We start from the raw sequence: 25,593 nt of genomic DNA, 5'->3' as shown, positions 1-25,593 counted from the left end.
CCCGGCAATCCCTGGCTACTCCAGCCGCACTTGCTTAATCTGGAGTTTCGCCAGATCATCGGCGTAGTCGACGCGTGAGCGGCGCCGGCCGTGCAGCTGCGCGTGTCGATGCTATTCATGCAGTGAATGAGGTGGTCGCACTGTCTGTCTGTTGTGGTTGATCACGGGCAGGGCAGGCTCCCGGGCTTGTGTTGATCGATGAGATCGTGGGCTGGCAGGCGGGTCTGGATGATCTGTTGGCGCGGTTCGCGCACCGGTTCGGGCGGGCAGAGCCTCGCCAGCAGGCGCTGACATACCTGGTCGGGTTGCTGTCGCCGTTGGCGACCAAGAACGGCTGGACCTTGGCTGAGGCCGCCGGCGATACGACGCCGGACCGGATGCAGCGGCTGCTGAACAGGTCCGCGTGGGACCCGGACACTGTTCGCGACTTGTTCGCCTACGTGTCCGAGCACCTCGGTCACGACGACGGGGTGCTGATCGTCGACGAGACCGGGTTCCTGAAGAAGGGGATCAAGTCGGCCGGGGTGCAGCGTCAGTACTCGGGCACGGCGGGGCGGACGGAGAATTGCCAGCTCGGGGTGTTCCTGGCCTACGCCAGCCCGGCCGGGCGCACGTCGATCGACCGGGAGTTGTATCCGCCTCGCGGCTGGTGCGACGACGCTGCCCGCCGCGAGGAAGCCGGCATCACCGGCAGCGTTGGATTCGCCACGAAGCCCGCGCTGGGGCTGCGGATGCTCGAACGCGCCGTCACCGCGGGCCTGCCGGCGAGATGGGTGACCGCTGACGAGGCCTACGGGCAGGACTCGAAGTTCCGGACGTGGCGACACCACACCCATTTCGCTGCCGGCTTCGAGTTGGCCTTGCCACCGCTTGACGCCATTAAGCGAATCGTCAGGTGGTCGAGAAACTCTGGACAAAACTACGGTTGAGCGAACGGTTTTTCGGCCAGCGCGTTGACGCTCCGTAGTCGGGAAAACACAATGTCCAGTGTGTACCCCGACGCGAGTCCCAGCGGGACGAGAAGCCAGGCCAGCCGCCGGATGGCCTCCACGTCCAGCGGATCAGGATTGGTGAGCGTCTGAGAGCCTACGTACAGCATGCTGGCAAGGGTTCCGGCGCCTAGGCCACGGGCTAGCGCCCAGGGCAGGTTGGGCTCCTCCGCAGAGGTGTCGCTGATTAGAGCGCCGGCAGCGGCCATCAGCACTGATCCGGCGATCAGGTATCCCACTGCGGTTAGGGTCGTCCCGGTGCCGTAGGTCAGGACGACGGTAAGTACCGCCACGGCGATTGCGACCGCTGCCACTGATCCGTTCATGGTACGCGCCCGCCGGACGCGAGACTGATCGCGCCATGCCGCCCGCTCCGCCTCCCGCACCCGGGCGTGTTGGTCCAACAGGCTACCCACGAGATACTCGGCCGTATCGTCGCCCCAAGGTGCCGCCATCCGGCTGATCGCCCCGGGCGTCGCGTCGTTGTGGTGCCGGTCGAGATGTCGCCACACACTCAGCGCGGCACCACCGAAGCGAGCAAGCGCGATGACTGGGGTACGCCGTGTGATCGCCATAACCCCAGCGATCCGGGTCGCCCGCCCCCCGCCGACTACGATCACGCCGTCAGCCTCGAAAACAGCGCGGTAGTAAGACACTTCCCACTCTTCGATCGAGTCTGGCTCGACGCGAAGAACGTTTTCGAGATGCGGGGAAACCTCGAAGGAGGTAACTTGACTGAACGGTGCCTTTACCGTGACGGTTGCGCCGTCCTGCACCTGCAGCGCGGCAAGGTAGCCACGGACCACGTCCTTCTCGATGTAGTCGTCACTGCTGGAGAACACGATGAGGTCGCATCCGGCCCGTGCTAGTTCCCCACCAATCTCCTCGCACGCCCCCGACACGAGGCTGATTTCCCGCATCTCCGGCGCGTACTCGCGATCCGGATGAGCGCTGCCAACGACCACTACGGACGGGCGCATCGATGTCTCCTCAGTTGGGCTACATGGCACATCAGGAAGTCGTTGCAGTCTGATAACAATCGTCGGGTCTCGATTTAGGCCAGCGTCGATACGGTGGGCGCAAAGGCGTGCCGCGCGTGTAAACGCCGATGCCAGTAGTCAGGGTGTGAAGAGCCTCCAGGTAGTTCTCGATCCGCCCAGCCACGTCGCTGCGTCCTGATCGCAGGGCGCGCGTGCATCACAAGATGAGCGAGCATGAGGGGTGGTGGTACTGACGCCAGAGACCAACGTCGTGTCATGCGCCCCGTTAGCTGCTTCGACGGCCAAGGGATGACGGCCGGTGTCCTCAGGAGCGTCCGGCTTGACCGTCCAGGCTGGCCCCAGCATGACAGTCGCGAGCGCTTCCCTGCCGTCGCGTTCATCGGAGATGATCCACCGCGCTACTCAACCAGACGGCAGAGGGAGCATCAGGATAGTGACAGATTGCCGACACGAGTAAGAAGGAGTAGCGCACCTCTGCGTGCCGACGTGTCGGCTTAGGACCACATAACCCGATCGTCGGTCGCGTGCCCCTTGGGACAAGAGCCAGCTAGAGCCTACGAGCCGCTTGAGGGTTGCCCGGTACTCGATGGATCCGGGCCTCGCCACGTGACCGAGCAAGACGCCTCATGGACAGCCCTCGCTTGGAACCGATTGGTCTCGGGATCGGTTGACTCTGGGCGACTGATCGGACAGGTTGGTCGTACCTCACTGTGCTGCTGAAACCTTGGAGGCGACGTGGCCGAGCGGACGACACCGGACGGCTCCGCAGTCCCTATCGTCTCGTGCGATATTGTCGGACACTCTACAACGGTCGATATTCAGGTTCAGGAGAGCCGCATCGCCGCCATCAACGACATCGTGGCCGCAGCGATGCAGACCGTAGGCGCTGGTGAGGTCGTCTGGGCATCCGGTGGAGACGGTGGCCACGTCATCTTTTGTGGAGCCGATTGGCAGCAGGCTGCGCTCGATCTCGTAACGGCCCTGCGTAGGTGGTCGATAAGCGAGCGAGTTCCTTTACGCGTAACTGCGCATGCTGGCCTTGTGCGGTTTCTAGACGGCGCAGACGGTCGCCGGCAGCCGGTAGGCGCCGGCATCAACACAGCGGGATGGCTCCTGAGTCGAGGGCCCGCTGCCGGCGTGTTGGTATCCCGCGCGTTTCGCCGAGCGATCGAAGGCGCAGATATTGCCATTCGTGTTGTCTTTGATTGCGAGCGGAGGCTCCGCGACAAGAGTGGCAAGGAACAGGACCTCGAACTTATGTCCGTTGGCGAGGATCGTTCGGCCTGGGATGATCCGACGGAGGAGGACCGCCGAAGATTGGAATTTGCAAGGACAGCGGGGTTGGGATGGGAGACCGTCTACCGCGCCAAGCGCATCCTACAGATTGACAGCAGTGACGAAGAAGCAGAGGCGGCGATTCGTGACCTAGAGCGCCGCCATTTAGGATATCTCCGTGAAGAGGTTCGGGGAGATTCGAACCCATTCTTCGAACACCTAACGCAGCCGAGTTTTCGAGACGTGATTTTGGCCGGTCAACTCGTCGAGCGGGGCTACAACGAATATATCTGCCGTACTGGTGATGGCGGCGAGACGATGTTCGTTATTCTGCGCGGCCAGGTGGGGGTGTACCTTCCCGGCAGGGAGGGTGAAGGTGTGAGCTCGGCACCGGATTTCATTCATGGGGAAGGTGAGATTGTTGGCGAACTGGCCTTCGCCATGTCGCGGCGCAGGACGGCCGATTTGGTAGCGTTGACCGATACGACTTTGCTCACGTTTGACATCAAGGAGCTAAAAGCTCGACTGCCCGCAGATGTATGGACAAATGTGCGCGCGTTTATGCGAGCGCGAGCGCTCGAGCACGTCGGGCCTCGAGTTCAATTCCTCGGAGGGGGCACTAACTCCGCCCCCAGCGCTCGCGGCGAACGTTCCTGGAAGCTCATCCGCGCAAAGATCGTGCAGCACTGTGACTTAATTCAGATCGAGCGAACGCGATCGACGCATTTCACGTACGACTTGGTGCAGGAAGCTCGTAGAAAGGACGACGTGCCAGGGCGGGGTGTGGAGGACGATCCAACGGCAGGTCATGGTGCGTATCTGCTCGTCGGCGGACAACTGCGAGAAGCCATGAGATCAGAAACCTCTGGGGTTGATCGGCGGCCACTGCCAGAAAGCGAGGGGTATCCGCTACTGTGGGTCAATCTGCCCGGAACTGTGATCTTGCCGAAACGAGAATTCCATATCGAGGAAGAACCGGTGACCGTTCTCCACTTGCGTGAGAGCGGACTCATTGGTTTGGATGCGCCACAGCGCGATGCCTTTTACCAGGATCTTCGGCTGGCTGCGGCTAGCTGTTTTGAATACGACGCATTCATATCTTACAATCAGGGTGATGCGGATGCTGCCGACCGGTGGCAGAGAGCAATGAAAGACGCGGGCTTGCGCGTATTCCGGGACGTTCCTAGAACCGGCGAGGAATTCCCGGGCAGGATTGCGGCTGCAATTCGTCAGTCTCGAGCACTCGTGGCGCTCGTGTCGCCCCACGTCATGGTGAAGTCGGACGCTGACAACTGGGTCATTCGGGAAATAAATGCGCACCAGCACTTTTTCGATCATAGATGCGTATTCCCGGTCATTCTTCCAGGTGGCGACCATAAGAACATCGTGCATGGTTATGCGCCGATCAAAGCGGACCGAGGCGAGGCGATCGCGATGAAGCGCCTGATCGATGAGCTGAAAGACCTGCGCGACGGCCTGCGTGAGCCTCCCTACAGCCTGACCGAAAAAACTGGCGCACCGCGCGCATTTCTTAGCGCACCCACAGACTGATACTGAGATGCCTCTTTTCATCCTGCGTCGTGATTGTTTCGGCGTGGTGCAGGACGAGGATGGCCTGCATGATCGCGGTGGCGCGGCGTGGATAGCAGCGCAGCTTGGTCAGGATCTTCCAGACCTCCGATCGCTGTAAGGGGCAAGCGTGGGCAAGGTTTCGGGTAGGGAATGCCTTGGTCTAGTCGTAGAGCTGACGTGTGGTGAGGCATTGGTGTAGGCAGCCGATGAGCCGGTTGAAGAGGTGGCATAGGGCGGCGGCGTGGCGGTCGGCATGGACTTCTCAGCGTCGTTTGTAGTGCTCGCGTGTGTGGGGTGAGTTGGTGGCGGCGACGAACGCCCAGACCCAGCCGACGGCGGCCGAGCTGCGCGAGGCGCGCAATTCGGGTGGGTTCGCATCACGGAGGCAGAGAGGTGCGATTGAGCCCCAGCCGCCTTCCGGACAGACACCCGCCTGAACGGCTCATCCACCGGCCTCACCGCTGCCAGCAGACTCGGCCAGGTGACGAAGTCACCACCAAGCAGAGCATCGGCGTCGCCCTCGCCGGGCTTCTCGGCCTGTGCTGCTGCGGCAGCGGGATCGCCGGCGCGTTCAGCGACGACGCGAAATCCCGCTCGGCTCCCGCCGCGACCTCTTCCGCTGCGACCGCGACCACCCCCGTGCAGGCGCAGAAGGCGGGCGGGGTGCTCACCAGTGTCAGCCCCACCGCCGACACACCCGCCCCGACAACGGCCACCCCCAGCGCCGCGCCGAAGTCGACCCCCACCCCGACCGTCCGGAAGACCACCAGCCCTCCCCGCACCACCGTCCCGAAGCCGAAGCCGACCCCGGTCAAGACGACGACCCCCTCGGTGCAGAAGTGCGCCTACCCCGGAGCGTTCTGCACACCGCGGGGCGCGTTGGGTAGGACCTCCACCGGGAAGCTGATGCGGTGCGGGCCGTCAGCGATGGACAGCCGCAACCGGTGGCGCGCCGCCTGAACGTGCAGGTCGCGCTGCTCCTGGGCCGGCCGTGGCACTGGCCCGCTCACCGATGCGCGCCCTACGGCCCGCGCGGCCGGGCGGCTCACCTCAACCCACCGGCGTCCGCCTCAACGGCGAGGCGGCGCTACGTGATGTCGAACAGTTGCCTCAGCCGGGCCTCGATCAGGGGTTGGCCGGCAGCGGACACGTCGTAGTGGCCGGCACCTTCGAGGACGGCGAGGTTGATGTCGTTGCCGTTGATCAGCATCTTGTTGACGGTGTCGTAGGTGACCGTGGCCGGGCTGGTGATGTCGTCGGTGCCGTACAGCCAGAGAATCGCCCCCGGCAGCGTCGAGTTCTCCAGCCTGCCCTGGTTCTCCGCCAGGCCCTCCGTCATCAGGTTCCTCACCGTCACCGGGTCGACCCGACACCTACCGGCATCATCCGGGTGACCCGCCGCAAGGCCCATCCAGGAGCACAACAACCATGGCGCCCTGGCCCTCACTGAACTCCCAGCCGGCGATCACCGTGGTGCCCGGCAGGTCGGCGATCGGCTGCAGGTCGCCCGGGCATTCACCGGGGCCGAGGAAGTGCGCGCCGGCCATCCGCGCCCAGCGGGCGTCGAGGCACAGCCCGCGCAGGTGTCGTCGTAACGCGTCGTCGCCGACCTGGTCCAGGGTCGGTTCCCAGCGGGGGGTCGACCACGCTCACCTCGGACGTGACGTACCCGTGCCGCACGAGGCTGGCACCGATGTCGGATAGGCCGTCGGGAGCGCTCATCGTCCACGTCGCCGCCCGCATCGCGTCCAGCAGTGAGCCGTCCGTCCGTGGCCGCAGGAGCAGATGGGGCTACTGCCGGTAGCCGTCGGGGTGACCTGGTCGAGGTGCAGCGAGCCGGCCCGCAGCGCCCTGCCGATGCCACTGCCCCACATTATAGCCTGGTCGTCGTCGGTCGTTGCGGTGATCAGCGGCTGGAGCGCGGCGGGCCGCACCTGCGTGGCGACGAACACCGACCCGGCCAGGTCGGGCACCCAACGGCCCGGGTAGAGCCAGTCACTGCCATGGGCGCCTGACCTCCCCCTGACGACGGCTACGAGTTCTCCGGGATCACACTCCTTGAGCGCCTCGCCGGCGGTCTCGTCGTCGTAGTGGAACACCGCGTACGTCCCCGCCGCGTCGAACCCCGCCCGCGGCCGGACTAACACGTGACTGAGCACTTCGTCCACTGCGACGCGCCGTCTCTGTCGGACAGATGGTCCGACTGCCCGGCTGCACGCGCCGGCGACGATGCCAGCCCGCATCCGATCCGGGCTGGATGGTCATCCCCTCCGGGCGGCCCGGGCCAAACCAGTAAGCCAAGACGCACGCGATAGGCAATGTGCAATGTGCATCCCGAACATGGCATTGGCACTCATACGGGAGGCATGAACCGCGCGCCAGCAACGGCGCATGACCCCTGACCACCGAGTCGGGCGGCGCTTTCCCGCCGTCCGGCTCGGCACCGTCTTGTCCGCACGACAGATCAGGAGCCGCTTCTGTGGGTGCCAGCAACGTCCTCACCGCGTACGCCCTGTACGCCGGCAAGGTACCTGCCACCTCGATGCAACTACTCGCCTACATGGCCGCTGTATCCAGAGACGACGACGCCCGCCCCTGGTTCGGTCGGGGCCACCACGCCCTCGCCGAGTTCGCCCTCGGCCGGGGCAGGAGTGGACCCCTCACCCGGGCCGACATCAAGGCCGTCGAACGGGCCATCGGTCCCCTGGCCGCCGCAGGAGCGATCAGCACCGACCGGAAGGCGTCCCTGCGGCGCGACGGCACCCACACCGCCCGGTACCGCCTGCACCTCGACCCCCCTCACGTCCCCCGGGAAACGGGGGACGACACCGGGGAGCCCGATCGGCCACGTCCCCCGGAAACCGGGCGCGACGTCCCCCGAAATGCGTCCTCACGTCCCCCGGAAACCGTCCCCACGTCCCCCGGAAAACGGGGGACAGAGGAACCAGGAGGAACCACGAGGAGCGAGACAACCCAGGAAGAAGTCACCGTCGTCCGTACGGACCTTGCTGTTGCGCGCCCACGCGACACCGACCCGGATTCCACCCTCGACACCCCGAGCGGGCCGACCCCCCTGCGGGTGATCGGGGGCGATCCCACCCGACCGGTGCCGGACGGTGTCCGCGGTGTCCACCCGGCAGCCGTGCCTCGGCTGCCCCGCAATCCGCTGCGCCGACCCGACCGGGTTGCCCAGGCCATCGCGGAAGCCAGCGCCCGCCGGCAGGCCGCCGTCGCCGCCCACCGGGCTGCCCGAGAAGCAACCTGCGAATGACACCGACGCAGCGGGCCCGCGCCCTTGCCTGGGATGCCATCCGCCGCACACAAGCCCACGCCCCCATCACCCGACGCGGTCGCCGGTCGGTCGGGGTCAGGTGACGGTGGTTCCCTCCCAGCCGGCACGACGACGGCGCTACTCGCAGGCGATCCCATCGCCGTCCCGGTCCAGTTTCCGTGAGTACCCGGGATCACCGCGCCGGATCGGGGCCGCGCCCGCCGCGCGTACCGCGCTGCAGTTGGCGTAGTACACATCGCCGTTGGTGTCGTCGTAGCCGCCCAGGTCGCCGTTGCCGCCGCTCGGCTCGCAGGCTTCCCCGTCGCCGTCGCGGTCCAACCCGGGCCGGTAGCCGGGCTCACCCTCGAACAACGGGGCGTCACCGGCTGCCCTGACTGCGTCGCAGTTCTTGTAGTACAGGGCAGGTTTCGGCTTGCTGGTCCTCTTCGGGCTGGGACTCGGAGTGGGGGTCGGCGTGTCGTCGGGCGTGGGGGTGACGGTGGCGAGTGCCCCGCCGAGCTTCCGTGCCTCCATCGTTGTGGACACCGTTGGTGCCGATGCCGGCTTCGTCTCATTGCTGTCGCCGAATGCGCCGGCAAGGCCGCTGCCGCAGCAGCACAGCCCGAATAGTCCGGCGAGGGTGATGCCGATGGTTTGTTTGGTGGTGAGTGCTTTCGTCACCGGCCGAGTGTGCTGGCGGTGAGCCAGGCAGCGGGATGGTCCTTTTAGGCGGGCGTCTGTCGAGAAGACGACTGCGCTTTCGGCGGCACCCCGCAGGATTTGCCGCACCACCTGTGTGCCCCTACCCGAAAGCACGGCGATCTCTGCGCATGCGGTACCGCCCCACAGGAAATCGGCGCAATGGCGTAGCTTTTCGGTTCGGCCTTCGGGTGCGGGTCGGTGAATGCCCGGCCCGAGCAGCGGAGACGGATCCCTCAGCCGACCACACTCGCTGTCACCAAGCCGACGTCACCCCCATCGGAGCGACCCGAGCGGCCAGCATCAACCGTGTATCCGACCAAGGAGTCATCGTGACCATGCCGCAGTACCCCGGCAGCCCGCAGGACACCAGCCCGCAGCAGCAGTGGGCCAACCCCCACGGGCAGCACGACTACCCGGACGCCGGGACCACCACCGCCTGGGCCCCCACGTCGGCTGGGAAGACGGGGAATCCGATCCTCCTTGCCGGGACCGTAGCCCTGGCCGTGTTCGTCGTCCTCGGCTTCGGCGGTTACGCCGTGTACGACCAGTTCATCCGCGAGGACTCGGGGGTGGCCGCGTGCAAGGTGATGGCCGCCGGGAAGAAGATGGACGGCAGCCCCAAGACCACCGGCGGTGACACCACCGTCGACAAGAAGATGACCGAGGCCGAGTACCGGAAGGCACGGGCGATCTTCGAGGATTCACGGTACGAGAAGCTGCGCGAGCACGGAACGGCGATCGTGGACGTGGCGTGGCAGATGCAGGGGCTGGGCGACGACAGCGGGATGGCGGGACTGGCATTCATGGGTCCGCTGGGGACGCACCTGTCGGGGTTGCAGTCGGCATGCGCCGACCAGGGAGTCATTGTCGATTTGAGCGTGAAGTGACGGTGTGCGGAAATGGGCAGCTGCCGCTTCACGACCATCTCCAAACCTGAGCAGCCCTACTTCTTATGCGATGCCGTGTGGTCTGCCCATCGGACGAGCGATGGGCGTTGACCGGTGGCGATGTACTCAATGACGGCCCGGTGGGCGGTTTCCACCGACAGCACGGCCAACTCGGCGGGGATGGTGGCCAGAGGGGAGTCAGACGACTCCAGAACCACGATCGGTTCGGCCAGCGGCTGTTCCACCGCGTAACCGCCGTCGGGCAGCCAGCGCAGCGCGGCTCTTCCGTTGTCGTAGTCGATGTCGAGGCGTAGGACGTCGTCAGCTCCGCTCGGTGCGAACCAGAACGCGTGCGCCCGGGTGCCGTGTGGTCCGATCATCAGCGTCTGTTTGTCGAGGAACACCCGGGCGGCCTCCGCGTCAGGTAGCTCCTGCTCGCAGATGTCGAACACCACGCGGTATGTCATGACCTGATCCTCTCGCCCGTGCCTGTGTAGGTCGTGGTCCACCAGGTTCGTCCGCCGTCCTGTGTCGCCCACACGGTCAGGCGGGCACCGGCGGGCAGGACCGGGGGAGGAGTTTGTTGCAGGTCAGCGGCCAGTCCCGGTCGAAATCCCGAGTACGGAAAGGCGATCGCATGAAGGTGACCTGGACCTACGACCGGGGCGACCAGCGCGACAACCACGAGGTCGAACTGACCGGCCCGGACGCACTGGAGGCGCTCCTGCACGAGATCCAGCAGGCCGGCGAACCCGTCGTACTGACCATCTTCGGCGACACCGCCGACGACCCCGACGACCTACCACCTGGCATCCAGATCGGCCTCGGCCACCCCACCCACGCATTCGCGGTACACATCGCCGACGACGGCGGCTACCTCACCGACCCCACCGACCCCACCGCAGAAACCCCGGCCGCAGGGCTCCGATTCGACTTCGGCGGAGTATCCACGGAATGCCCGGCCGAGCACCTGCAACTCCGGCCGGAGACGGCCATCCAACTGGCGGTCGCCTTCCTCAGAACCGGCGGCGAACCACCCCGCCTGACTGCCGCAGACTGATCGCCCGCGCGTAACAGTAGCCTGCTCGCCTGCCGTCCTGTTCCCTCTCTGGTGACGTTCGAGCTGGGAGGACTCTGCTGTTGGCCTATTGTCGATGAGGTCGGCCACGCCGTAGTGGTTCCTACGCACCCTGGTCGGCCAGCGCGTCAAGGGACCAGCCTCCCAGACCGCCCTGGACATCCGTGAGCGCGCTACGCACCCGGGCCAGGCCCGCCGTGACTCCGAGGAGGCCGGCGCTCGTGGCATGCAGCGCCACCTTGCGCCCGCCGGTCGGCGGCGGCCGTTGACCCCTGCGGCCGTTCGACGCCGGCCACCAGGGCGCGAAGTTCTCCGGTGATCTGCTCGATGTGCGACACGGAGGCGATATCCCATTCGATGACGGCGAACGGGTGTGTTCGACGGCATCCCGGCACCCCAAAGCCGCCAGAGACAGCAGCAGTAGCCGCGACACAACGCGGAAAGGTGCGCCGGCTCGACCGTCCGCGGTGAGATCGCGCGTCATCATGCTTCTCGGTCTACGGCCCACTGGTTACCTCGTCGAGCTGCCTGCGCAGGTCTGCTGCCTCATCGCTTCGGCCGAGTCCGTCAAGGACATCGGTTAACGTCTGGTACGCCGAGAACAGTTGTCCTTCGAACACCTGTGGCAGTTGCCGGGCTAGGGACTGGTAGAGATCGATGGCCTCAGTGACGGAGTCCAGGGCCTGCGGCAGGTTCGTCTGCGCGTTCACGCAGACCCAGGAGTACGCCCATAACGACATGGCGAGGTCGGGTAGGTGAGCATCGGGGTTGGCCAGGGTCAGGCGGCGCCGGATATGGACAGCTTCCTCTACCAGGGCTAGGGCCTGCTCCCGCTGGCCCAGCTGCGACAGGCAGCTGCCGAGGTTGTTCAATGACATGGCGAGGTTGGGCAGGTGGGCGTTGGGGTTGGCCTCGGCTAAGCGGCGGAAGATGCCGCTGGCTTCCTCGGTAGGGCCCAAACCCTCACCCCACTGGCCCAGTGCCGCCAGTAGGGTGCCGAGGTTGTTCAGCGATCCGGCGAGGTTGGGTAGGTGGGTGTCGGGGTTGGCTTCGGCTAGGCGGCGGAAGATGCCGCTGGCTTCCTCGGCTGGGGCCAGGGCCTCTTCTCGCTGGCCCAGCTGCGACAGGCAGCTGCCGAGGTTGTTCAACGACATGGCGAGGTCGGGTAGGTGGGTGTCGGGGTTGGCTTCGGCTAGGCGGCGGAAGACGCCGGTGCTTTCCTTTGCTGCGGCTAGGGCCTGTTCGCGTTGGCCTAGTGCCGCCAGTAGGGTGCCGAGGTTGTTGAACGATCCGGCGAGGTTGGGTAGGTGGGTGTCGGGGTTGGCTTCGGCTAGGCGGCGGAAGACGCCGGTGCTTTCCTTTGCTGCGGCTAGGGCCTGTTCGCGTTGGCCTAGTGCCGCCAGTAGGGTGCCGAGGTTGTTGAACGATCCGGCGAGATCGGGCAGGTAGGCGTCGGGGTTGGCTTCGGCTAGGCAGCGGTAGATGCCGCTGGCTTCCTCGGCTGGGGCCAGGGCCTGTTCTCGCTGGCCCAGCTGCGACAGGCAGCTGCGGAGGTTGTTCAACGACATGGCGAGGTCGGGTAGGTGGGTGTCGGGGTTGGTTTCAGCTAGGCGGCGCCGGATACGGACAGCTTCCTCCGCTGTGGCCAGAGCCTGTTCGGGTTGGCCTAGTGCCGCCAGCAGGATGCCGAGGTTGTTCAACGACATGGCGAGGTCGGGTAGGTGGGTGTCGGGGTTGGCTTTAGCTAGGCGGCGCCGGATGCGGACAGCTTCCTCCGCTGGGGCTAAGGCCTGCTCCCGCCGGCCCAGCCCTGACAGAAAGGCACCGAGGTTGCTCAACGATATGGCGAGGCCGGGTAGGTAGGCGTCGGGGTTGGCCTCGGCGAGGCGGCGGTAGATGCCGGTGCCTTCCTCCGCTGGGGCCAGGGCCTGCTCTCGCCGCCCAAGCTCCGCCAGGCACTTACCGAGGTTGTTCAACGACATTGCGAGGCCGGGTAGGTAGGCGTCGGGGTTGGCCTCGGCGAGGCGGCGGTAGATGCTGGTGGCTTCGTCCACCGGGGCCAGGGCTTGTTCTCGCTGGCCCAGCGCCGACAGGCACTTGCCGAGGTTGTACAACAACACGCCAAGATCGGGTAGGTAGGCGTCGGGGTTGGCCTCGGCGAGGCGGCGGTAGATGCCGGTGCCTTCCTCCGCTGGGGCCAGGGCTTGTTCTCGCTGGCCCAGCTGCGACAGGCAGCTGCCGAGGTTGTTCAACGACATTCCAAGATCGGGTAGGTGGGTGTCGGGGTTGGCCTCGGCGAGGCGGCGGTAGATGCTGGTGGCTTCCTCCGCTGGGGGCAGGGCTTGTTCTCGCTGGCCCAGCTGCGACAGACGGATGCCGAGGTTGCTCAACGACATGCCGAGGTTGGGTAGGTGGGTGTCGGGGTTGGCCTCGGTTAGGCGGCGGTAGATGCTGGTGGCTTCGTCCACCGGGGCCAGGGCTTGTTCTTGCTGGCCCAGCGCCGCTAGTAGGGTGCCGAGGTTATTCAACGATCCGGCGAGATCGGGCAGGTAAGTGTCGAGGTTAGCCCCAACCAAGCGGCGGTAGATGCCGATCGCTTCCTCCACCGAGCCCAAGGCCTGCTCCCGTCGACCTAGCATCGCCAAAAGGGTGCCGAGGGCGTTCAGAGACTTGGCGAGGTTGGGTAGGTGAGCGTTGGGGTTGACCTCGGCCAAGCGGCGCCGAATGCGGACAGCGTTCTCTGCCGGGGCCAGGGCTCGTTGTCGTTGGCCGGCATTGGCGAGGCGCCAAGCGTGGTTGGCGTGCAGGTGGGCTCGATGGGCGGGGTCGGTGGTGTGGGTGAGGCGGTGGTGGGTGAGTGTGTCGGTGATGGCGGCGGCGGCGATGTCGAGGTCGATGTGCCGGTCGGGGGGCAGCAGGGGTTCGAGGGTTTCCAGGATCGTGAGTTCGATGCCGGGGATGCTGGCCAGGCGGGTCAACGTTGCTCCACCTGCGGTGATCGCCAGTCGCGGATGTGCCCGGATGAGCGGGTAGAGCACGGTGGTGGCCAGGTGTGGCCAGCGGTGTGCGGCCTCGACCAGCCCGGTGATCGCGGAACTGGTCCAGGCCGGTGGTGCCTCGCTGGTGGTGAGTAGGGCGGTGATCGCCTCGGGGGTCCAGTCACGCTCCAGCCGGCTGCTGCTGTCGTGGCCGGGGGTCGACAGGGCGAGGAGGTCTTCGCCGAGCCGATCGGGATGCAGCGGCTCGAACACTGTCCGGGTGTCCGACGGCGGGTAGCAGGTGGTGTGGTCGTCGATGAGTCGGTCGGCGGCCGGGCCGGTGTCGGCGAAGCCGGCGTCGGTCAGGGCGTGGCGGGCCTCGCTGCGGGGTCGGGCTCCGGTCAGGGTCGCCGCGACGACAACCCGGTGCATCACCTCGGGCGGGGTTTGCACCGGTGCCTCGGTCCGGGTGTGTAGCTGCTGCCAGTACGCCTGCTCCCGGCCCAGTAGATACGACGACACCGCATCCGGGCCTCCGGGCAGCACATCACCGCGCCGGGCTGCGTCCACCTCGGCCAGGGCCGCCATGTGTACGGCCAGAACCTGCCCGAACCCGCCTCCGGTCAGATCCGGCACCGGCCAACCCTCGACCGGGGCCGCGACGCCCAGGACAGCCGCGAACCGGCCGGCAGCAGTGGCGAACAGACCCGGCCGGTCATCGATGCTGTCAGCAGACAGGGCGGGCAACGCCAGCTGGTCTACCTCGATGCGAAGGGTGCTGTCGGCCCGGTCGGCCAGCGCCGGCCACCAGTAGCCGTCGGAGCGGGCCAGCATCAACACCCGCACCCGGGCCCCTGCTCGTACGTGCAGATCCCGCAACTGGGTGAGTAGAGCCAGCAACGCAGACGCCGGCCACCGGTCGGCGTAGTCCACGACCGCCAACACCGCACCACCGGGCAACGCGGCCCGCGACACCGGCGAGGACCCGGCGATCGGGATGGGAGTGTGGGTCACCTGCCACACCGCCCACCCTGCCGCTGCGCATGAGGTACTGACGTGCGCCGCGAGGCGGGTTTTGCCCTGTCCACCCGCACCGTGCACCAGCAGCGCCGCCACCGGCTCATCCCCACCGACCCATTCGGCAAGCCTGTCCAGGGTGCGCTCACGGCCGGTGAACGGCACGATCTGGTGCCGGGCCAGCAGCAGCCTGCTCGGCTGCGCCCGCGCCCGCGTCGCGCTCAACGGCACCGGGGCGTCGTCAGCGGTCGCGACCTGGTACGGCGGCCGGTCCAGACTGACGGTCACGTCTCCGTCGACACCGGCGATCTGCACGGTGTCGCCGAAGACCACGCTGCCGGTCACCGTCTGTCCGGCGGCCGGTGACGGCCCCCACCAGCGGGTCACCGGTCAAGCTCGACGTCGCCGCCGACCCCGTCGATCTGCCGTACCGGACCCGCCGTCGACGACCCCGTCACCGCCTGCCCGTCACCCTGCGAAGGAGACGACACCTGCGGCGGCGAGGACCCGGGCGGCGTGGACACCACGGGCGGCGCGGAGGCCGGGCCGATGCGCACACTGCCGCCCACCCCACGTACCTGGGTCACCCCGCCGCCGATCGTCGAACCGGTCACCGACTGTCCGCCGGCCTCCCGGCGAGCACGGACCCCCACAGCCACCGACAGCGCCACCCCTGACAGGCCGACGAACACCCCGAATACACTGGCCCATTTGTCGGCCTTGTCGAGACCCTGGACCGCCAGGAACCCACCCAGCCCCACGACCAGAACCCCGACGGCGAATGCCACCGCCCGCCCGCGAAGCCGACTACCAAGCGTCATCACGCCATCATGGACCGATGCGGCAATGGCGGCATTCCCGCCCCCGGCCGTTGCTGCGCTTATGATCGGCGTGCATGGGGTGCCATGATCATTTGATCTTCACGCTCTTCTGGATCCGCGTCGGTCTGTACGGCGAGGTCAGGCCCTATCGGAGCCGTCTTCTCCGATCTCGGTGGCATCGTCGATTGATGACTGCCGGTTCCTGGCAGGTGTCGGGTAGGCGACCCGGCGCGAGGGTGCCGTGACGGGTGTGGCGGTCGATGATGGGCGGGTGACGGGTTGGAACGGGGTGAGGGTGCTCGGCGGGGTCGGAGTGACGTGCACATCAGTTCGTGACTGCGCCCGTGTGGTCGTCGCCGAGGTTGGTGCCTGAGCCGGTGGGCGGGTCGGGGTCGGCGGGTGGTCAGCGGCTCGACGGCGTGGTCGCGTTCGGTGACGTGATCATGGTGTCAGGGGTGCGTGGCGACGTCACGATCACCACCGGGCGGCCGCCGTACCGGGTGGAGGAGTTCCCGGCGGTGGTGGAGACGGTGACCACGGAGCAGGCGCGGCAGCGTCCAAGTCGGCTGTTGTTGGCCCAGCACCGGGTGGTGCCGTTCGTCGGGCGTGACGACGACCTTGCCGAGGTGGCGCAGTGGATGGGCCGGCCGGGTGGGGTGCTGGTGCGGCTGCTCCACGCCGCCGGAGGGCAGGGAAAAACCCGGCTGGCGGGACATGTCGCCGACGTGTGGGCGAAGTCCGGGTGGACGGTGTGGCGGGTGCTGCACGAGCCGGTCTTCACCGGCGGCTACCGGATGGACCTGCCTGCCGGTGGTGCGCTGCTGGTCGTCGTCGACTACGCCGACCGGTGGCCGGTATCCCATCTACAGAGCCTGCTGACCCACCTGAAGAGCATGAACGTGCAGACCAGCGTCACCGTGCGGGTGTTGCTGCTGGCCCGTTCCACAACGGCATGGTGGCCGGCGCTGCGCAACCGGCTGCGCAGCGACCACCAGGTCGAGGCCACCAGCCAGCTGCTACCACCGTTGGGGGGACAGGTCGACGGGCGGGTGTTGTTCCGGCAGGCCCGTGACCGGTTCGCCATCGCAATGGACGTCGCCGACGCCGACCGGCTCCCGCCGCCGAATCTGGCCGACGAGACGTTCCGGCAGGTGCTGTCCGTACACATGGCGGCCCTGGTCGCTGTCGACGCCCACCGCCGCAACACGACAGCGCCGACCGACCCGCACGCGCTGTCGTCGTATCTGCTGGAACGCGAGCGTGACCACTGGTACGCGCTGCACCACCGCCCGGTCGAGCCGCGTCAGACCCCGCCCGAGGTGATGGGTCGTACGGTGTATCTGGCCACGCTGACCGCCGCCGTGTCCCGCGCCACCGCCACCGACCTGCTGCACCGGGTCGGGCTCACCGCACCCGCCGCCACGACGATCATCGACGACCACCGGTTCTGCTACCCACCCGAGGACCACCACACGGTATTCCAGGCGTTGCATCCCGACCGGCTCGGTGAAGACCTGATCGCCCTGTCCACACCCGGGCACCGGCACACTGACGACGAGGATGGGTGGGACAGCGACGACTGGGCCGTTACCGCCGTTGAGCACCTGCTGCGCGTTGACACCGATCCGCCGCCATGGGCGGCGCACGCCGTCACGGTGCTCGTTGAGACCGCCCGCCGCTGGGACCACGTGGCCACCGAAATCCTGTACCCCGTCCTGCGCACACACCCGCGCCTGGCTCTGGCCGCTGGCGGCACCACCATCACCCGCCTGGCCACCATCCCCGATGTCGATCCCGATGTCCTGGACGCCATCGACGCCGTTCTGCCCGCCGACCGGCACGTCGACCTCGACATCGCCGCCGCCGCCATCACCACCGCCCTCACCCCACACCGACTGGCCGCCACCACCGACCCCGCCGAACACGCCCTCCTACACGCCATCCATGCGCGGCGATTGGCCAACGCAGGCCTCCGCGACCGAGCCCTACCTCCCGCCGAGGAAGCCGCTGCCATCTACCGGCGGTTGGTCGAGGCGAACCCTGCCGTTTATCTGCCCTACCTCGCGATGTCGTTGAACAACCTCGGCCTCTGGCTGTCCGGGTTGGGTCGGCGGGAGGAGGCCCTACCTTCCGCCGAGGAAGCCGCTGCCATCTACCGGCGGTTGGTCGAGGCGAACCCTGCCGTTTATCTGCCCTACCTCGCGATGTCGTTGAACAACCTCGGCCTCTGGCTGTCCGAGTTGGGTCGGCGGGAGGAGGCCCTACCTTCCGCCGAGGAAGCCGCTGCCATCCACCAGCGGTTGGCCGAGGCGAACCCCGCTACCTACCTGCCCTACCTTGCGGGGTCGTTGAACAACCTCGGCATCTGGCTATACGGGTTGGGCCGGCGGGAGGAGGCCCTACCTTTCGCCGAGGAGGCTGTCGCCATTCGCCGGCGGTTGGCCGAGGCGAACTCTGCCGCCTACCTGCCCGACCTTGCGGGGTCGTTGAACAATCTCGGCGCTTGGCTGTCTGGGTTGGGTCGGCGGAAGGAGGCCCTATCTTCCGCCGAGGAGGCTGCTGTCATCTGCCGGCGGTTGGCCGAGGCGAACCCCGTCGCCTATCTACCCGACCTTGCGGGGTCGTTGAACAATCTCGGCGCTTGGCTGTCTGGGTTGGGTCGGCGGGAGGAGGCCCTATCTTCCGCCGAGGAGGCTGCTGTCATCTGCCGGCGGTTGGCCGAGGCGAACCCCGTCGCCTATCTACCCGACCTCGCGATTTCGTTGAACAATCTCGGCGCTTGGCTGTCTGGGTTGGGTCGGCGGGAGGAGGCCCTACCTTTCGCTGAGGAGGCTGTCGCGATCCGCCGGCGGTTGGCCGAGGCGATCCCCGGTGCCTACCTGCCCGAGCTTGCGGGCTCGTTGAACAACCTCGGCCTCCGGCTGTCCGAGTTGGGTCGGTGGGAGGCCCTACCTTCCGCCGAGGAAGCCGCTGCCATCTACCGGCGGTTGGCCGAGGCGAACCCCGTCGCCTATCTACCCGACCTCGCGACGTCGTTGAACAACCTCGGCCTCCGGCTGTCCGAGTTGGGTCGGCGGGAGGAGGCCCTACCTCCCGTCGAGGAGGCTGTCACGATCCGCCGGCGGTTGGCCGGGGCCAACCCCGCCGCTTTCCTACCCGACCTCGCGTCGTCGTTGTGGGCGTACGGGTGGGTGTGCGTGAACATACAGGCCAACTTCGCCGAGGCCCTGGAAGCGGTCACTGAGGCGGTCGCCATCTACGAGCGTCTGACCGAACAGTTGCCGGCCGCGTTCGTCGGGCAGCTTTTCGCTGCCTACCAGACTCTCGCCGATGTCCTCGACGGACTGGGCCGGGCCGTCGAGGCCGCAGAACTGCGGCGGCAGCTCGATGAGGCTACCGGTGGCGGCACGGACCCAGGGTGACGGTTGCCTCAGGAAAGATCCTGAATAGCCTGGCACGGCGCTGAAGCTCGGCGAGAGTCGTCGGTGCTTGCTCAGCGTAGTTCCCCGTGGCACGGGGAAGGGTGGGGCGTGGGGGCGTCCGTAGGGTGGTGGGCGTGAGCGATGTGACGTATGCCCGCCTTGGTGCGGAGGCTGCTGCCGGGTTGATGGATGAGCTGTGTGAGGTCTACGCGGATGCCTACGGGCAGGTTCCTGGCGAGGACGCGACGGTCAAGGTTGACGCGTTCCGGGGGCGGGCCACGGCGGCGTTGGGTGCGCGGAACTACGAGCTGGTCGTTGCCCGGGTGGGGGACGAACTGGTGGGGTTCGTTTTCGGGTACAGCCTGCGGCAGGACCGGGACTGGTTCGCGGGGCTTCAACCGGCTCCGGAGGAGGGGTTCACCGATGAGCAGGGTGGCGAACGCACGGTGGTCCTGGCCGAGATCGAGGTGCGCAAGGCATGGCAGGGCCGGGGGGTCGGGCGCGGCCTGCACGATTCGTTCCTGAGGGGACGGCGCGAGGAGCGCGCGACCTTGACGGCCAACCCGGTTGCCACGGCAACCCATGCTCTGTACGAGGGATGGGGTTGGCAGCGGGTAGGCAGCATTCCGGGCCGGCCGGGGGCGTACTACCGGGTGTACGCGATGTTCGTGCGTCCGCTCCCGTTACCTGACGGGCGTTGACGACCGGTAGGCGGCGATTGCCTGGTCGAGCTGCTTGACAGCGCGAGTGCGCTTCCACGGATCGAGCCCTCGGCGCATCTCATGTAAACGCTGCTCGATGCGGCGAGTCGAGTTCACCGACGTCAGTTCCACGACTTCGATGGTGGTTTGGCAGGCCAGGCCGATGTTCTGCTGACGCGCGAAAGCATCTGCGCGGTAGAGAAGGCGGAACGACCGCTCGTGAATGTTGCCGTTGTCGCTGAGCCTCAACGCCTTCTCTGAGGCTGCCATGATTCGATCGACTCCGTCGAACTTCAACGCGTTCTGAGTGCTTGTGCTCCAGTAGAACGACTCGTCGTAGAAGTACCACCAGGACTGGCTGGGGCGCTGGCCGGTCAGTGCTTCCTGTAGAGCGGCGTACTCGCGGTCGAGGGCTTGTTTGGATTGGTGGTTTTGGTTGTCGGCGGTGAGGGCGCGGACGGCTACGTCGGCGGCGTAGGCGCGGGCGTAGGGGCTGCCGGTCTGGTCGGCCCAGGCGGAGGCGGCAGCGGCGTGGTCGATGCCGATGCGGGGTTTGCCTTGCCAGGTGGCGAGGTGGCTCATGGTGCAGAGGATGTAGGTGACGAGTTCGACGGCCCGGGCGTCGTGGGCGGCGGTGCGTGCGTCGTCGTAGAGGCGTTGCGCGGTGTGGTAGTCGCCCATGTTGAAGCAGAGCCAGCCGGCGAGTTGGGTGAGTTCGGCGTAGGTGGCGATGGCGCGGTCCCGGTGTGGGCCGTGGGGTGCGGCTTTGGCCTGTTGTTCGGCGACGCGCCGATAGGCCAGGGCGGTGGGCAGGGTGGCGGCAGCACCGAGGACGTCGCCCTGTTTACGCAGGTTGGGCATCATGGCTTCGCAGTGCGCCAAGGTAGCCGGCTCGAACCGTGCGGGATCGCTGAGCGTGGGTGCGGCGGTGGCGCTTTCGGTGAAGCCCGCCAAGTCGGTCAGGGGCGCTGTCGCGGCGACGGCCAGTGCGGCGGTCAGTTTGCCGAGCATGTCCCGTCGGGTCTGGGGGTGGGGTACTCGTTGCATCCACATGGTGATGACCTGCGCCAACTCTGCGAAGTTGACCTCCTCGGGTCGGCGGTACAGGCCGGCGGTTTCCGCTTGTGGCGGGGTGTCCGCGTCGGTGCCGGGGCGTCGACCGAGCAGGTCGCGAAGCAGGATCTCTGCCTCGCTCGGCACCATGATTTCACCTGCGAGGCCGGGTTTCACCCCCTCGGGCGTGACGGGGGTCGATCCGGTGGCGGAGTCGAGGTGGCGGAAGCTCGGCAGGTCGGCCAGGAGGTCGGCGACGCTGCATTCGTAGAGTTCGGCGAGGCGGGCCAGGTTGTCCTGGGAGGGTGAGTAGCCGCCCTTGCCAGGCCAGATCTCCCAGTACGAGAAGCTCTTGAACGACTTGGGTTCGTTGGGCCAGCGCTTGTTCCATTCCTCGGCGGCCTTCGCCTGGCTCCATCCACGAACGACGCGCAAGGCGACGCGGGGGTTGAGTCGGAACCTGTCGCGGAAGACCTCAGCGGTCTCGACCCATGTTCTTCCCGCTGACCGTAGTTCGGCGGCGAGGCGCGTTTGTTGCTGCCGCAGGCTCTCGGGATTCCCGTCGGTCATGTGCGGCCCTTCCCCGTCAGCCGTTCCCATCGATGGTGCTGCCCCACCGTACGCAATTTGGGCCGTCTATGTAACTTCCCCGCGACACGGGGAATTGCGGGGAAGAAACCTCCTAATGATCACAGGTGGCGGTGTCCGTGCCGCGTCAATGATCGTGGACGCAGTTGCCGGGCGACCGCGTTCCTACGCCTTCTTCGCATTGCGAAGGATGTGGACCAGTGATGCCCGGAGGCGTTGTCCGATGCCGGTGTCGAGAGGGGTGGACGTGACGATCCACCGGAGGAAGTGGTTCATGTCCGCGTCTGATCCTGAGCAGTCGTTGGCCTGCATCGTCGCTGATCATGATCGGCCGGCGGCGTACTTCTGGTCGTACATGGTGGATCGGAGTGTGCGGTTCCTGCCGGAGCGGCTTGCGCCGGTGCTCTTCTCGACGTTGGTAGAGGCGATCGCGCACGGGGCTGATCCTGCTGCTTATCGGGCTGGGCTGGTGGTGTTGGGTCGGTTGTACCGGCGGTTCGGTCTGTATCCGTATCACGGGACGGTGATCGCGGCGGCGTTGGTGGACACGGTGCGGCGGTTCGCGGGGGAGTCGTGGGTGCCGGAGACGGCCCGGATGTGGGAGCAGGGCTGCTTCCGGGTGCTGCGTCTGGCCGAACAGTCCGCCGAGATGCTGGGCGATGGCCCGCAGGTGACGTTCGGTGTGGTGGAGTCGGTGGTGTCGGCGTCCGGGTGCGTCGCGGTCGTGACGGTGCGTCCGGTGCGGCGGCTGCACTACCTGCCGGGGGATGCGTTGCCGGTGTGTTCGCCTCGGTTGCCGGGGCGGTGGCGGTGGTTGTCTCCGGCGAACGCGCCGCGTCCGGACGGGACGGTGGAGTTCCACGTCAGTGCTGTTCCCGGTGGTGTCGTCTCGCCCGTGCTGGTGAGGCAGGTGGTGGCGGGGGAGCTGCTGTGGTTGGGGCCGCCGTGTGAGGTGGGCTTGTCGTTGGCGGCCGCTGGTGATGCCGATCTGCTGCTTGTTGCTGCGGGTACGGGGCTTGCGCCGTTGCGGGCGTTGGTGGAGCAGGTTGGGATGTCGCCGGGCGGGCGGCGGGTGACGTTGGTGGTGGGTGTTCGCACGTTGGGGGTTCTGTATGACGCGGCGGTGTTGGACGGGTTGCAGCGGGAGCATGGTGAGTGGTTGACGGTGGTGGTGGTGCTCTCGGGGGACGGTGGTGTCGATCCGGTTGCTCGGGGGAGTTTGCTGGGGTCGGTGCTGCACCACTACGAGCCGGGGCAGGCGGTGTTGGTGTGTGGTCCGCCGGAGTTCGTTCAGGAAGCGCGGACGTGGCTGCCGATCGGCGGTGTCGAGCCTGACGACCTGCATGTGGCGGTGACGTTCCGGGGCGGGTTCGACGTGGATGCGTGGGCGTCGCGGCAACGTCACGCCGACACCGCGGTCGCCGAGGCATCCGAGGGCAGCGGCGCTGACGGTGGGTCGGGGGTGGTGTCGTGACGCGGACGGTGGTGGTGCGTCGCGCCTCGGGCGCGGATCTCGATGCGCTGTCAGTGCTCGTCGCGGAGGCGCTGTCGGTCGGCGTGGTGGGTGGCTGGCTGGTGCCGGATGCCGCCGAACGACCGTTGGTGCTGCGCCGGTATGCGCGGCTGCTGGTGTCGTGGGGGTTGGCGCACGGCCAGGTCGACACGACGGGGGACCGGTCGGTGGTGGCGGTGTGGCGTCGGCGGCGGGAGGCGCCGGTGCCGTCGGCGACGTGGATGTACGACCTGCACCAGGCCCTCGGCCCGTACGCGTCCCGGTTCGCCCTGTGGCACGCCTACCTCGACGCCGTGGTCCCGCACGTCCCCCACGCGCACCTGGCGCACCTCGCCGCCCGGCCCGGCCACGACGACACCGCGCGGACGTTGCTGACCGCCCACCACCGGGTCCTCGACACCGAAGGGCTCCCCGCGTACACAGAGCTGCCCGGTGGTCGTCCCCGGGAGAGCCTGCTGGCCGGGCTGGGATACGAGCCGAGGTCACCGATCCTGTTGGAGCCCGACGGTCCCGCCCTGTGGCGGATGTGGCGACCCGGGCCCAGCCGGTCGTGTGGGGGGCTTCCCCCACGGGCCCGGCTGCGCCGTGGCGTCACCCCGCTGCGCGGCCGGCTCCTCCCGGCACCGCCGCGTTCTCCCTGACCGTCCTCGCTGACCGCGCCCGGTAGGGCGCTATCCCGATCAGCAGCTGGCGGAGGCCGTGCGGCCCGCCAGTCACCCCCGTGCACCCGTTTTCTCGAAGGAGGGCTTACCTCATGTTGACCATTGTCGACCGTCCGCTGGTCATGGTTCCGCCGCGCAGGCGTACGGCGGGCTGGTGGTTGCCGCCCTGGCTGACCCCCACCCGCACCCGCCCCACCACCCCCGCCAGCGCGGACGACGCCGGCACCGAACCCCAGGTGCACCTGTGGGGGTACGCGCTCCGCCGGGAATGGCCCGACGGCACGCACGACCTGTTCGGGTTCACCCCCCGCGCCGACGTGGCGTTGCGGCGACTCGACCGCGACCGCAGCTACTGGCGCACCGGCCCGGTACGACCCACGGCGGTATACCTGGTGCCGGTCCACGCCGCCGACGTCACCACCCACCCGGTCCGCGGCTGCCGCAAGCCGTCCTGCCCGGACGCCCCGCAGCGGGGGAAGCGATGAGCATCCACGAGCAGGTGGCGCTCGCCCGCCGGACGATGACCCCGACCGGCCTGTCGATCTTCGGCGCTGCCGCGTCCGCACCGATGGTGGTCCTCGCCGGTGGCCTGGTCACCACCTACGCCACGACAAGGGTGACCGCACTACCCCTCACCTTCCTCCTGGTCACCGCAGTGGTGGCGGTACTGATGGTCGGCTACACCGCACTCGCCCGGCAGGTCGGTCACCCGGCCGTCTACTACGGCATCCTCGCCCACGGCATCAACCGCAGCTGGGGTGTCGCCGCCGGCCTGGTCGCCCTGGTCGCGTACACGGCGATCCAGACCAGCCTGTACGGCCTGTTCGGGGCGACCCTCGCCGGCCAGCTCGGCGGCACCTGGTGGGTGTGGGCCGGCATCGCCTGGGCCGTCGTCGGCGCGCTCGGGGTACGGGCGATCGCCCTGTCCACCTGGGTCCTCGGCGGGGTCCTCACGGTGTCCCTGCTGATCGTCGGCCTGTTCGTCGCCGCCGGCCTCGGTACACCCGCCGGCGGGACCGTGTCGTGGGAGGGATTCGACGCCTCCGGCCTGGCGGTCGGGGGGATCGGAGGGGCGGTGGCGTTGTGCGTGGCCGCGTTCATGGGTGTCGACGCACCCGGCTCGTTCGTCGAGGAAGCCGTCGACCGCCGGTCTGTCAGCCGCGCCACCATCACCGCGGTCCTGGTCCTGGGCGGCGTGTACGCCGCCGCCGCATGGGCGATGGGCGTCGCCGCAGGCCCCCACACCATCGCCGCCCGCGCCGCCGACCCGTCCTCCGGCCTACCCTTCACGATCCTCGAACCCGCCGGCCACGCGTGGGTGGGCGTCGCCGGGGTGGTGCTGGTGTTCGCGATCGTCACCTCGATGCTGGCGTTCCACAACGTCATCGCCCGCTACGTGTTCGCCATGGCCCGCGAAGGCGTCCTCCCCACCCGTCTCGCCCGCACCGACAGCACGACCCGGATCAGCGCCCCACGCCGCGGCTCCCTCACCCAAACCGCGACGGCAGCACTCGTCGTCGCCGCGTTCGCCGTCACCGGGACGGATCCGGTCACGGTGATGTTCACCTGGCTGTCCACCCTCGGCGCACTCGGCCTGCTCTGCCTCCTCCTCGCCGCCTCCATCGCCGCACTGGCCGCCCCACCCGCCGTGCGAGGTCAACGGCCCGGAATCTGGCAGTGGAAGGTCGCACCCCTGCTGGGGATGCTCGGCGGGTCCGTGGTCCTGGTCGCGATGGTCGGCAACGTCGGCTCCCTCCTCGCAGCCGCACCCGGGTCGCCGTATCCGCTGCTGCTCCCGGCGATCCTCACCGCCACCGCCACCACAGGCGGCATATGGGCCGCACACCTGCGCCGCACCCGACCCGACATCTACGCCGGCATCGGCCACGGCACCCCGAAGACCCACGCCGTTCCCGACGCCCTGCACATCTCCATCTGAACCCCGAGGAACAACCCGACCATGAAGACCTACACCACCCACACACCAGCAGCACCGGGGCACCGCAGCAGTGACCCCCTGGACCCGGCCTGGCGACCCGAACCCCCACGACCGACGCCACCAC

18 protein-coding genes and 2 pseudogenes are annotated in these 25,593 nt (G+C 67.8%); 11 read left to right on the top strand and 9 right to left on the bottom strand.

Translation table 11 applies throughout. The annotated features are described in order from the left end of the window. Positions 1-194 precede the first annotated feature (194 nt). A pseudogene (locus ACN265_RS19125) lies at positions 195-821 on the top strand (IS701 family transposase); the annotation flags it as partial. Between the two features lie 98 nt (positions 822-919). On the opposite strand, the gene ACN265_RS19120 reads toward ACN265_RS19125, so the two are convergent. After that, complete coding sequence (locus ACN265_RS19120; RefSeq protein ID WP_421408804.1) at positions 920-1,969, bottom strand: hypothetical protein; 1,050 nt, start codon at positions 1,967-1,969, stop codon at positions 920-922. A 756-nt stretch (positions 1,970-2,725) separates the two neighbouring features. Here ACN265_RS19120 and ACN265_RS19115 point away from each other — a divergent pair. Next, complete coding sequence (locus ACN265_RS19115) at positions 2,726-4,816, top strand: cyclic nucleotide-binding domain-containing protein (protein WP_421408803.1); 2,091 nt, start codon at positions 2,726-2,728, stop codon at positions 4,814-4,816. Here ACN265_RS19115 and ACN265_RS19110 read toward each other — a convergent pair. Next, positions 4,797-4,976 (bottom strand): annotated as a pseudogene (locus ACN265_RS19110) (hypothetical protein); the annotation flags it as partial. The gene ACN265_RS19115 and the pseudogene ACN265_RS19110 sit on opposite strands and share 20 nt — an antisense overlap. A 524-nt stretch (positions 4,977-5,500) precedes the next feature. Between ACN265_RS19110 and ACN265_RS19105 the strand changes: the two are divergent. Next, positions 5,501-5,797, top strand: coding sequence for a hypothetical protein (locus ACN265_RS19105; RefSeq protein WP_421408802.1), 297 nt, complete (start codon positions 5,501-5,503; stop codon positions 5,795-5,797). A gap of 127 nt (positions 5,798-5,924) precedes the next feature. Here ACN265_RS19105 and ACN265_RS19100 read toward each other — a convergent pair whose 3' ends face one another. From ACN265_RS19100 to ACN265_RS19090, 3 genes are all read right to left on the bottom strand, one after another. After that, positions 5,925-6,176, bottom strand: a complete 252-nt coding sequence (locus tag ACN265_RS19100) for a hypothetical protein (RefSeq protein ID WP_421408801.1) — start codon at positions 6,174-6,176, stop codon at positions 5,925-5,927. A 379-nt stretch (positions 6,177-6,555) separates the two neighbouring features. Then, positions 6,556-6,984 (bottom strand): hypothetical protein, encoded by a 429-nt coding sequence (locus ACN265_RS19095; RefSeq protein ID WP_421408800.1) that lies wholly within the window; start codon positions 6,982-6,984, stop codon positions 6,556-6,558. Positions 6,985-8,246: 1,262 nt separating this feature from the next. Then, positions 8,247-8,789 (bottom strand): excalibur calcium-binding domain-containing protein, encoded by a 543-nt coding sequence (locus ACN265_RS19090; RefSeq protein WP_421408799.1) that lies wholly within the window; start codon positions 8,787-8,789, stop codon positions 8,247-8,249. A 350-nt stretch (positions 8,790-9,139) separates the two neighbouring features. On the opposite strand from ACN265_RS19090, the gene ACN265_RS19085 reads away from it, so the two are divergent. After that, positions 9,140-9,697, top strand: a complete 558-nt coding sequence (locus tag ACN265_RS19085; protein ID WP_421408798.1) for a hypothetical protein — start codon at positions 9,140-9,142, stop codon at positions 9,695-9,697. Positions 9,698-9,753: 56 nt separating this feature from the next. Here ACN265_RS19085 and ACN265_RS19080 read toward each other — a convergent pair whose 3' ends face one another. Beyond that, the gene (locus tag ACN265_RS19080; protein WP_421408797.1) at positions 9,754-10,164 is read right to left on the bottom strand and encodes an Imm1 family immunity protein; all 411 of its coding nucleotides are present in this window, start codon (positions 10,162-10,164) and stop codon (positions 9,754-9,756) included. A 170-nt stretch (positions 10,165-10,334) separates the two neighbouring features. Here ACN265_RS19080 and ACN265_RS19075 point away from each other — a divergent pair, with 170 nt between their 5' ends. Continuing rightward, positions 10,335-10,757: an Imm1 family immunity protein gene (locus tag ACN265_RS19075; protein WP_421408796.1), complete on the top strand. Its 423-nt coding sequence runs from the start codon at positions 10,335-10,337 to the stop codon at positions 10,755-10,757. A 515-nt stretch (positions 10,758-11,272) separates the two neighbouring features. Here ACN265_RS19075 and ACN265_RS19070 read toward each other — a convergent pair. Both ACN265_RS19070 and ACN265_RS19065 read right to left on the bottom strand, forming a co-directional pair. Beyond that, positions 11,273-15,115 carry a tetratricopeptide repeat protein gene (locus tag ACN265_RS19070; protein WP_421408795.1) on the bottom strand — a complete coding sequence of 1,281 codons (3,843 nt, stop codon included), beginning with the start codon at positions 15,113-15,115 and terminating at the stop codon, positions 11,273-11,275. Positions 15,116-15,153: 38 nt separating this feature from the next. Further along, complete coding sequence (locus tag ACN265_RS19065; RefSeq protein WP_421408794.1) at positions 15,154-15,591, bottom strand: hypothetical protein; 438 nt, start codon at positions 15,589-15,591, stop codon at positions 15,154-15,156. A gap of 365 nt (positions 15,592-15,956) precedes the next feature. Between ACN265_RS19065 and ACN265_RS19060 the strand changes: the two genes are divergently transcribed. Together ACN265_RS19060 and ACN265_RS19055 are read left to right on the top strand one after the other, a co-directional pair. Beyond that, a complete protein-coding gene (locus ACN265_RS19060) occupies positions 15,957-19,013 on the top strand; it encodes a tetratricopeptide repeat protein (RefSeq protein WP_421408793.1) in 3,057 nt (1,018 codons plus the stop codon). 134 nt (positions 19,014-19,147) lie between these two features. Continuing rightward, positions 19,148-19,714: a GNAT family N-acetyltransferase gene (locus ACN265_RS19055; protein ID WP_421408792.1), complete on the top strand. Its 567-nt coding sequence runs from the start codon at positions 19,148-19,150 to the stop codon at positions 19,712-19,714. Here the strand turns inward: ACN265_RS19055 and ACN265_RS19050 are convergent. Next, a complete protein-coding gene (locus ACN265_RS19050; RefSeq protein ID WP_421408791.1) occupies positions 19,697-21,337 on the bottom strand; it encodes a hypothetical protein in 1,641 nt (546 codons plus the stop codon). The genes ACN265_RS19055 and ACN265_RS19050 overlap by 18 nt on opposite strands. Positions 21,338-21,602: 265 nt before the next feature. Between ACN265_RS19050 and ACN265_RS19045 the strand changes: the two genes are divergently transcribed. From ACN265_RS19045 to ACN265_RS19030, 4 genes are all read left to right on the top strand, one after another. Beyond that, on the top strand, positions 21,603-22,829 hold the full coding sequence (locus tag ACN265_RS19045) for an FAD-binding oxidoreductase (protein ID WP_421408790.1): 1,227 nt from the start codon (positions 21,603-21,605) through the stop codon (positions 22,827-22,829). Further along, entirely contained in the window at positions 22,826-23,509 is a 684-nt protein-coding gene (locus tag ACN265_RS19040) for an N-acetyltransferase (protein ID WP_421408789.1), read from the top strand. Before ACN265_RS19045 ends, ACN265_RS19040 begins: the two co-directional genes overlap by 4 nt. Before the next feature lie 113 nt (positions 23,510-23,622). Then, the gene (locus ACN265_RS19035; protein ID WP_421408788.1) at positions 23,623-24,015 is read left to right on the top strand and encodes a hypothetical protein; all 393 of its coding nucleotides are present in this window, start codon (positions 23,623-23,625) and stop codon (positions 24,013-24,015) included. Beyond that, positions 24,012-25,469 carry an APC family permease gene (locus ACN265_RS19030; RefSeq protein WP_421408787.1) on the top strand — a complete coding sequence of 486 codons (1,458 nt, stop codon included), beginning with the start codon at positions 24,012-24,014 and terminating at the stop codon, positions 25,467-25,469. Before ACN265_RS19035 ends, ACN265_RS19030 begins: the two co-directional genes overlap by 4 nt. The last annotated feature ends 124 nt before the right edge of the window (positions 25,470-25,593 follow it).

This window comes from Micromonospora sp. WMMD730 (genome assembly GCF_049178955.1).
GTDB lineage: Bacteria > Actinomycetota > Actinomycetes > Mycobacteriales > Micromonosporaceae > Micromonospora > Micromonospora wenchangensis.
This window is presented reverse-complemented; position numbering and strand designations above follow the sequence as displayed.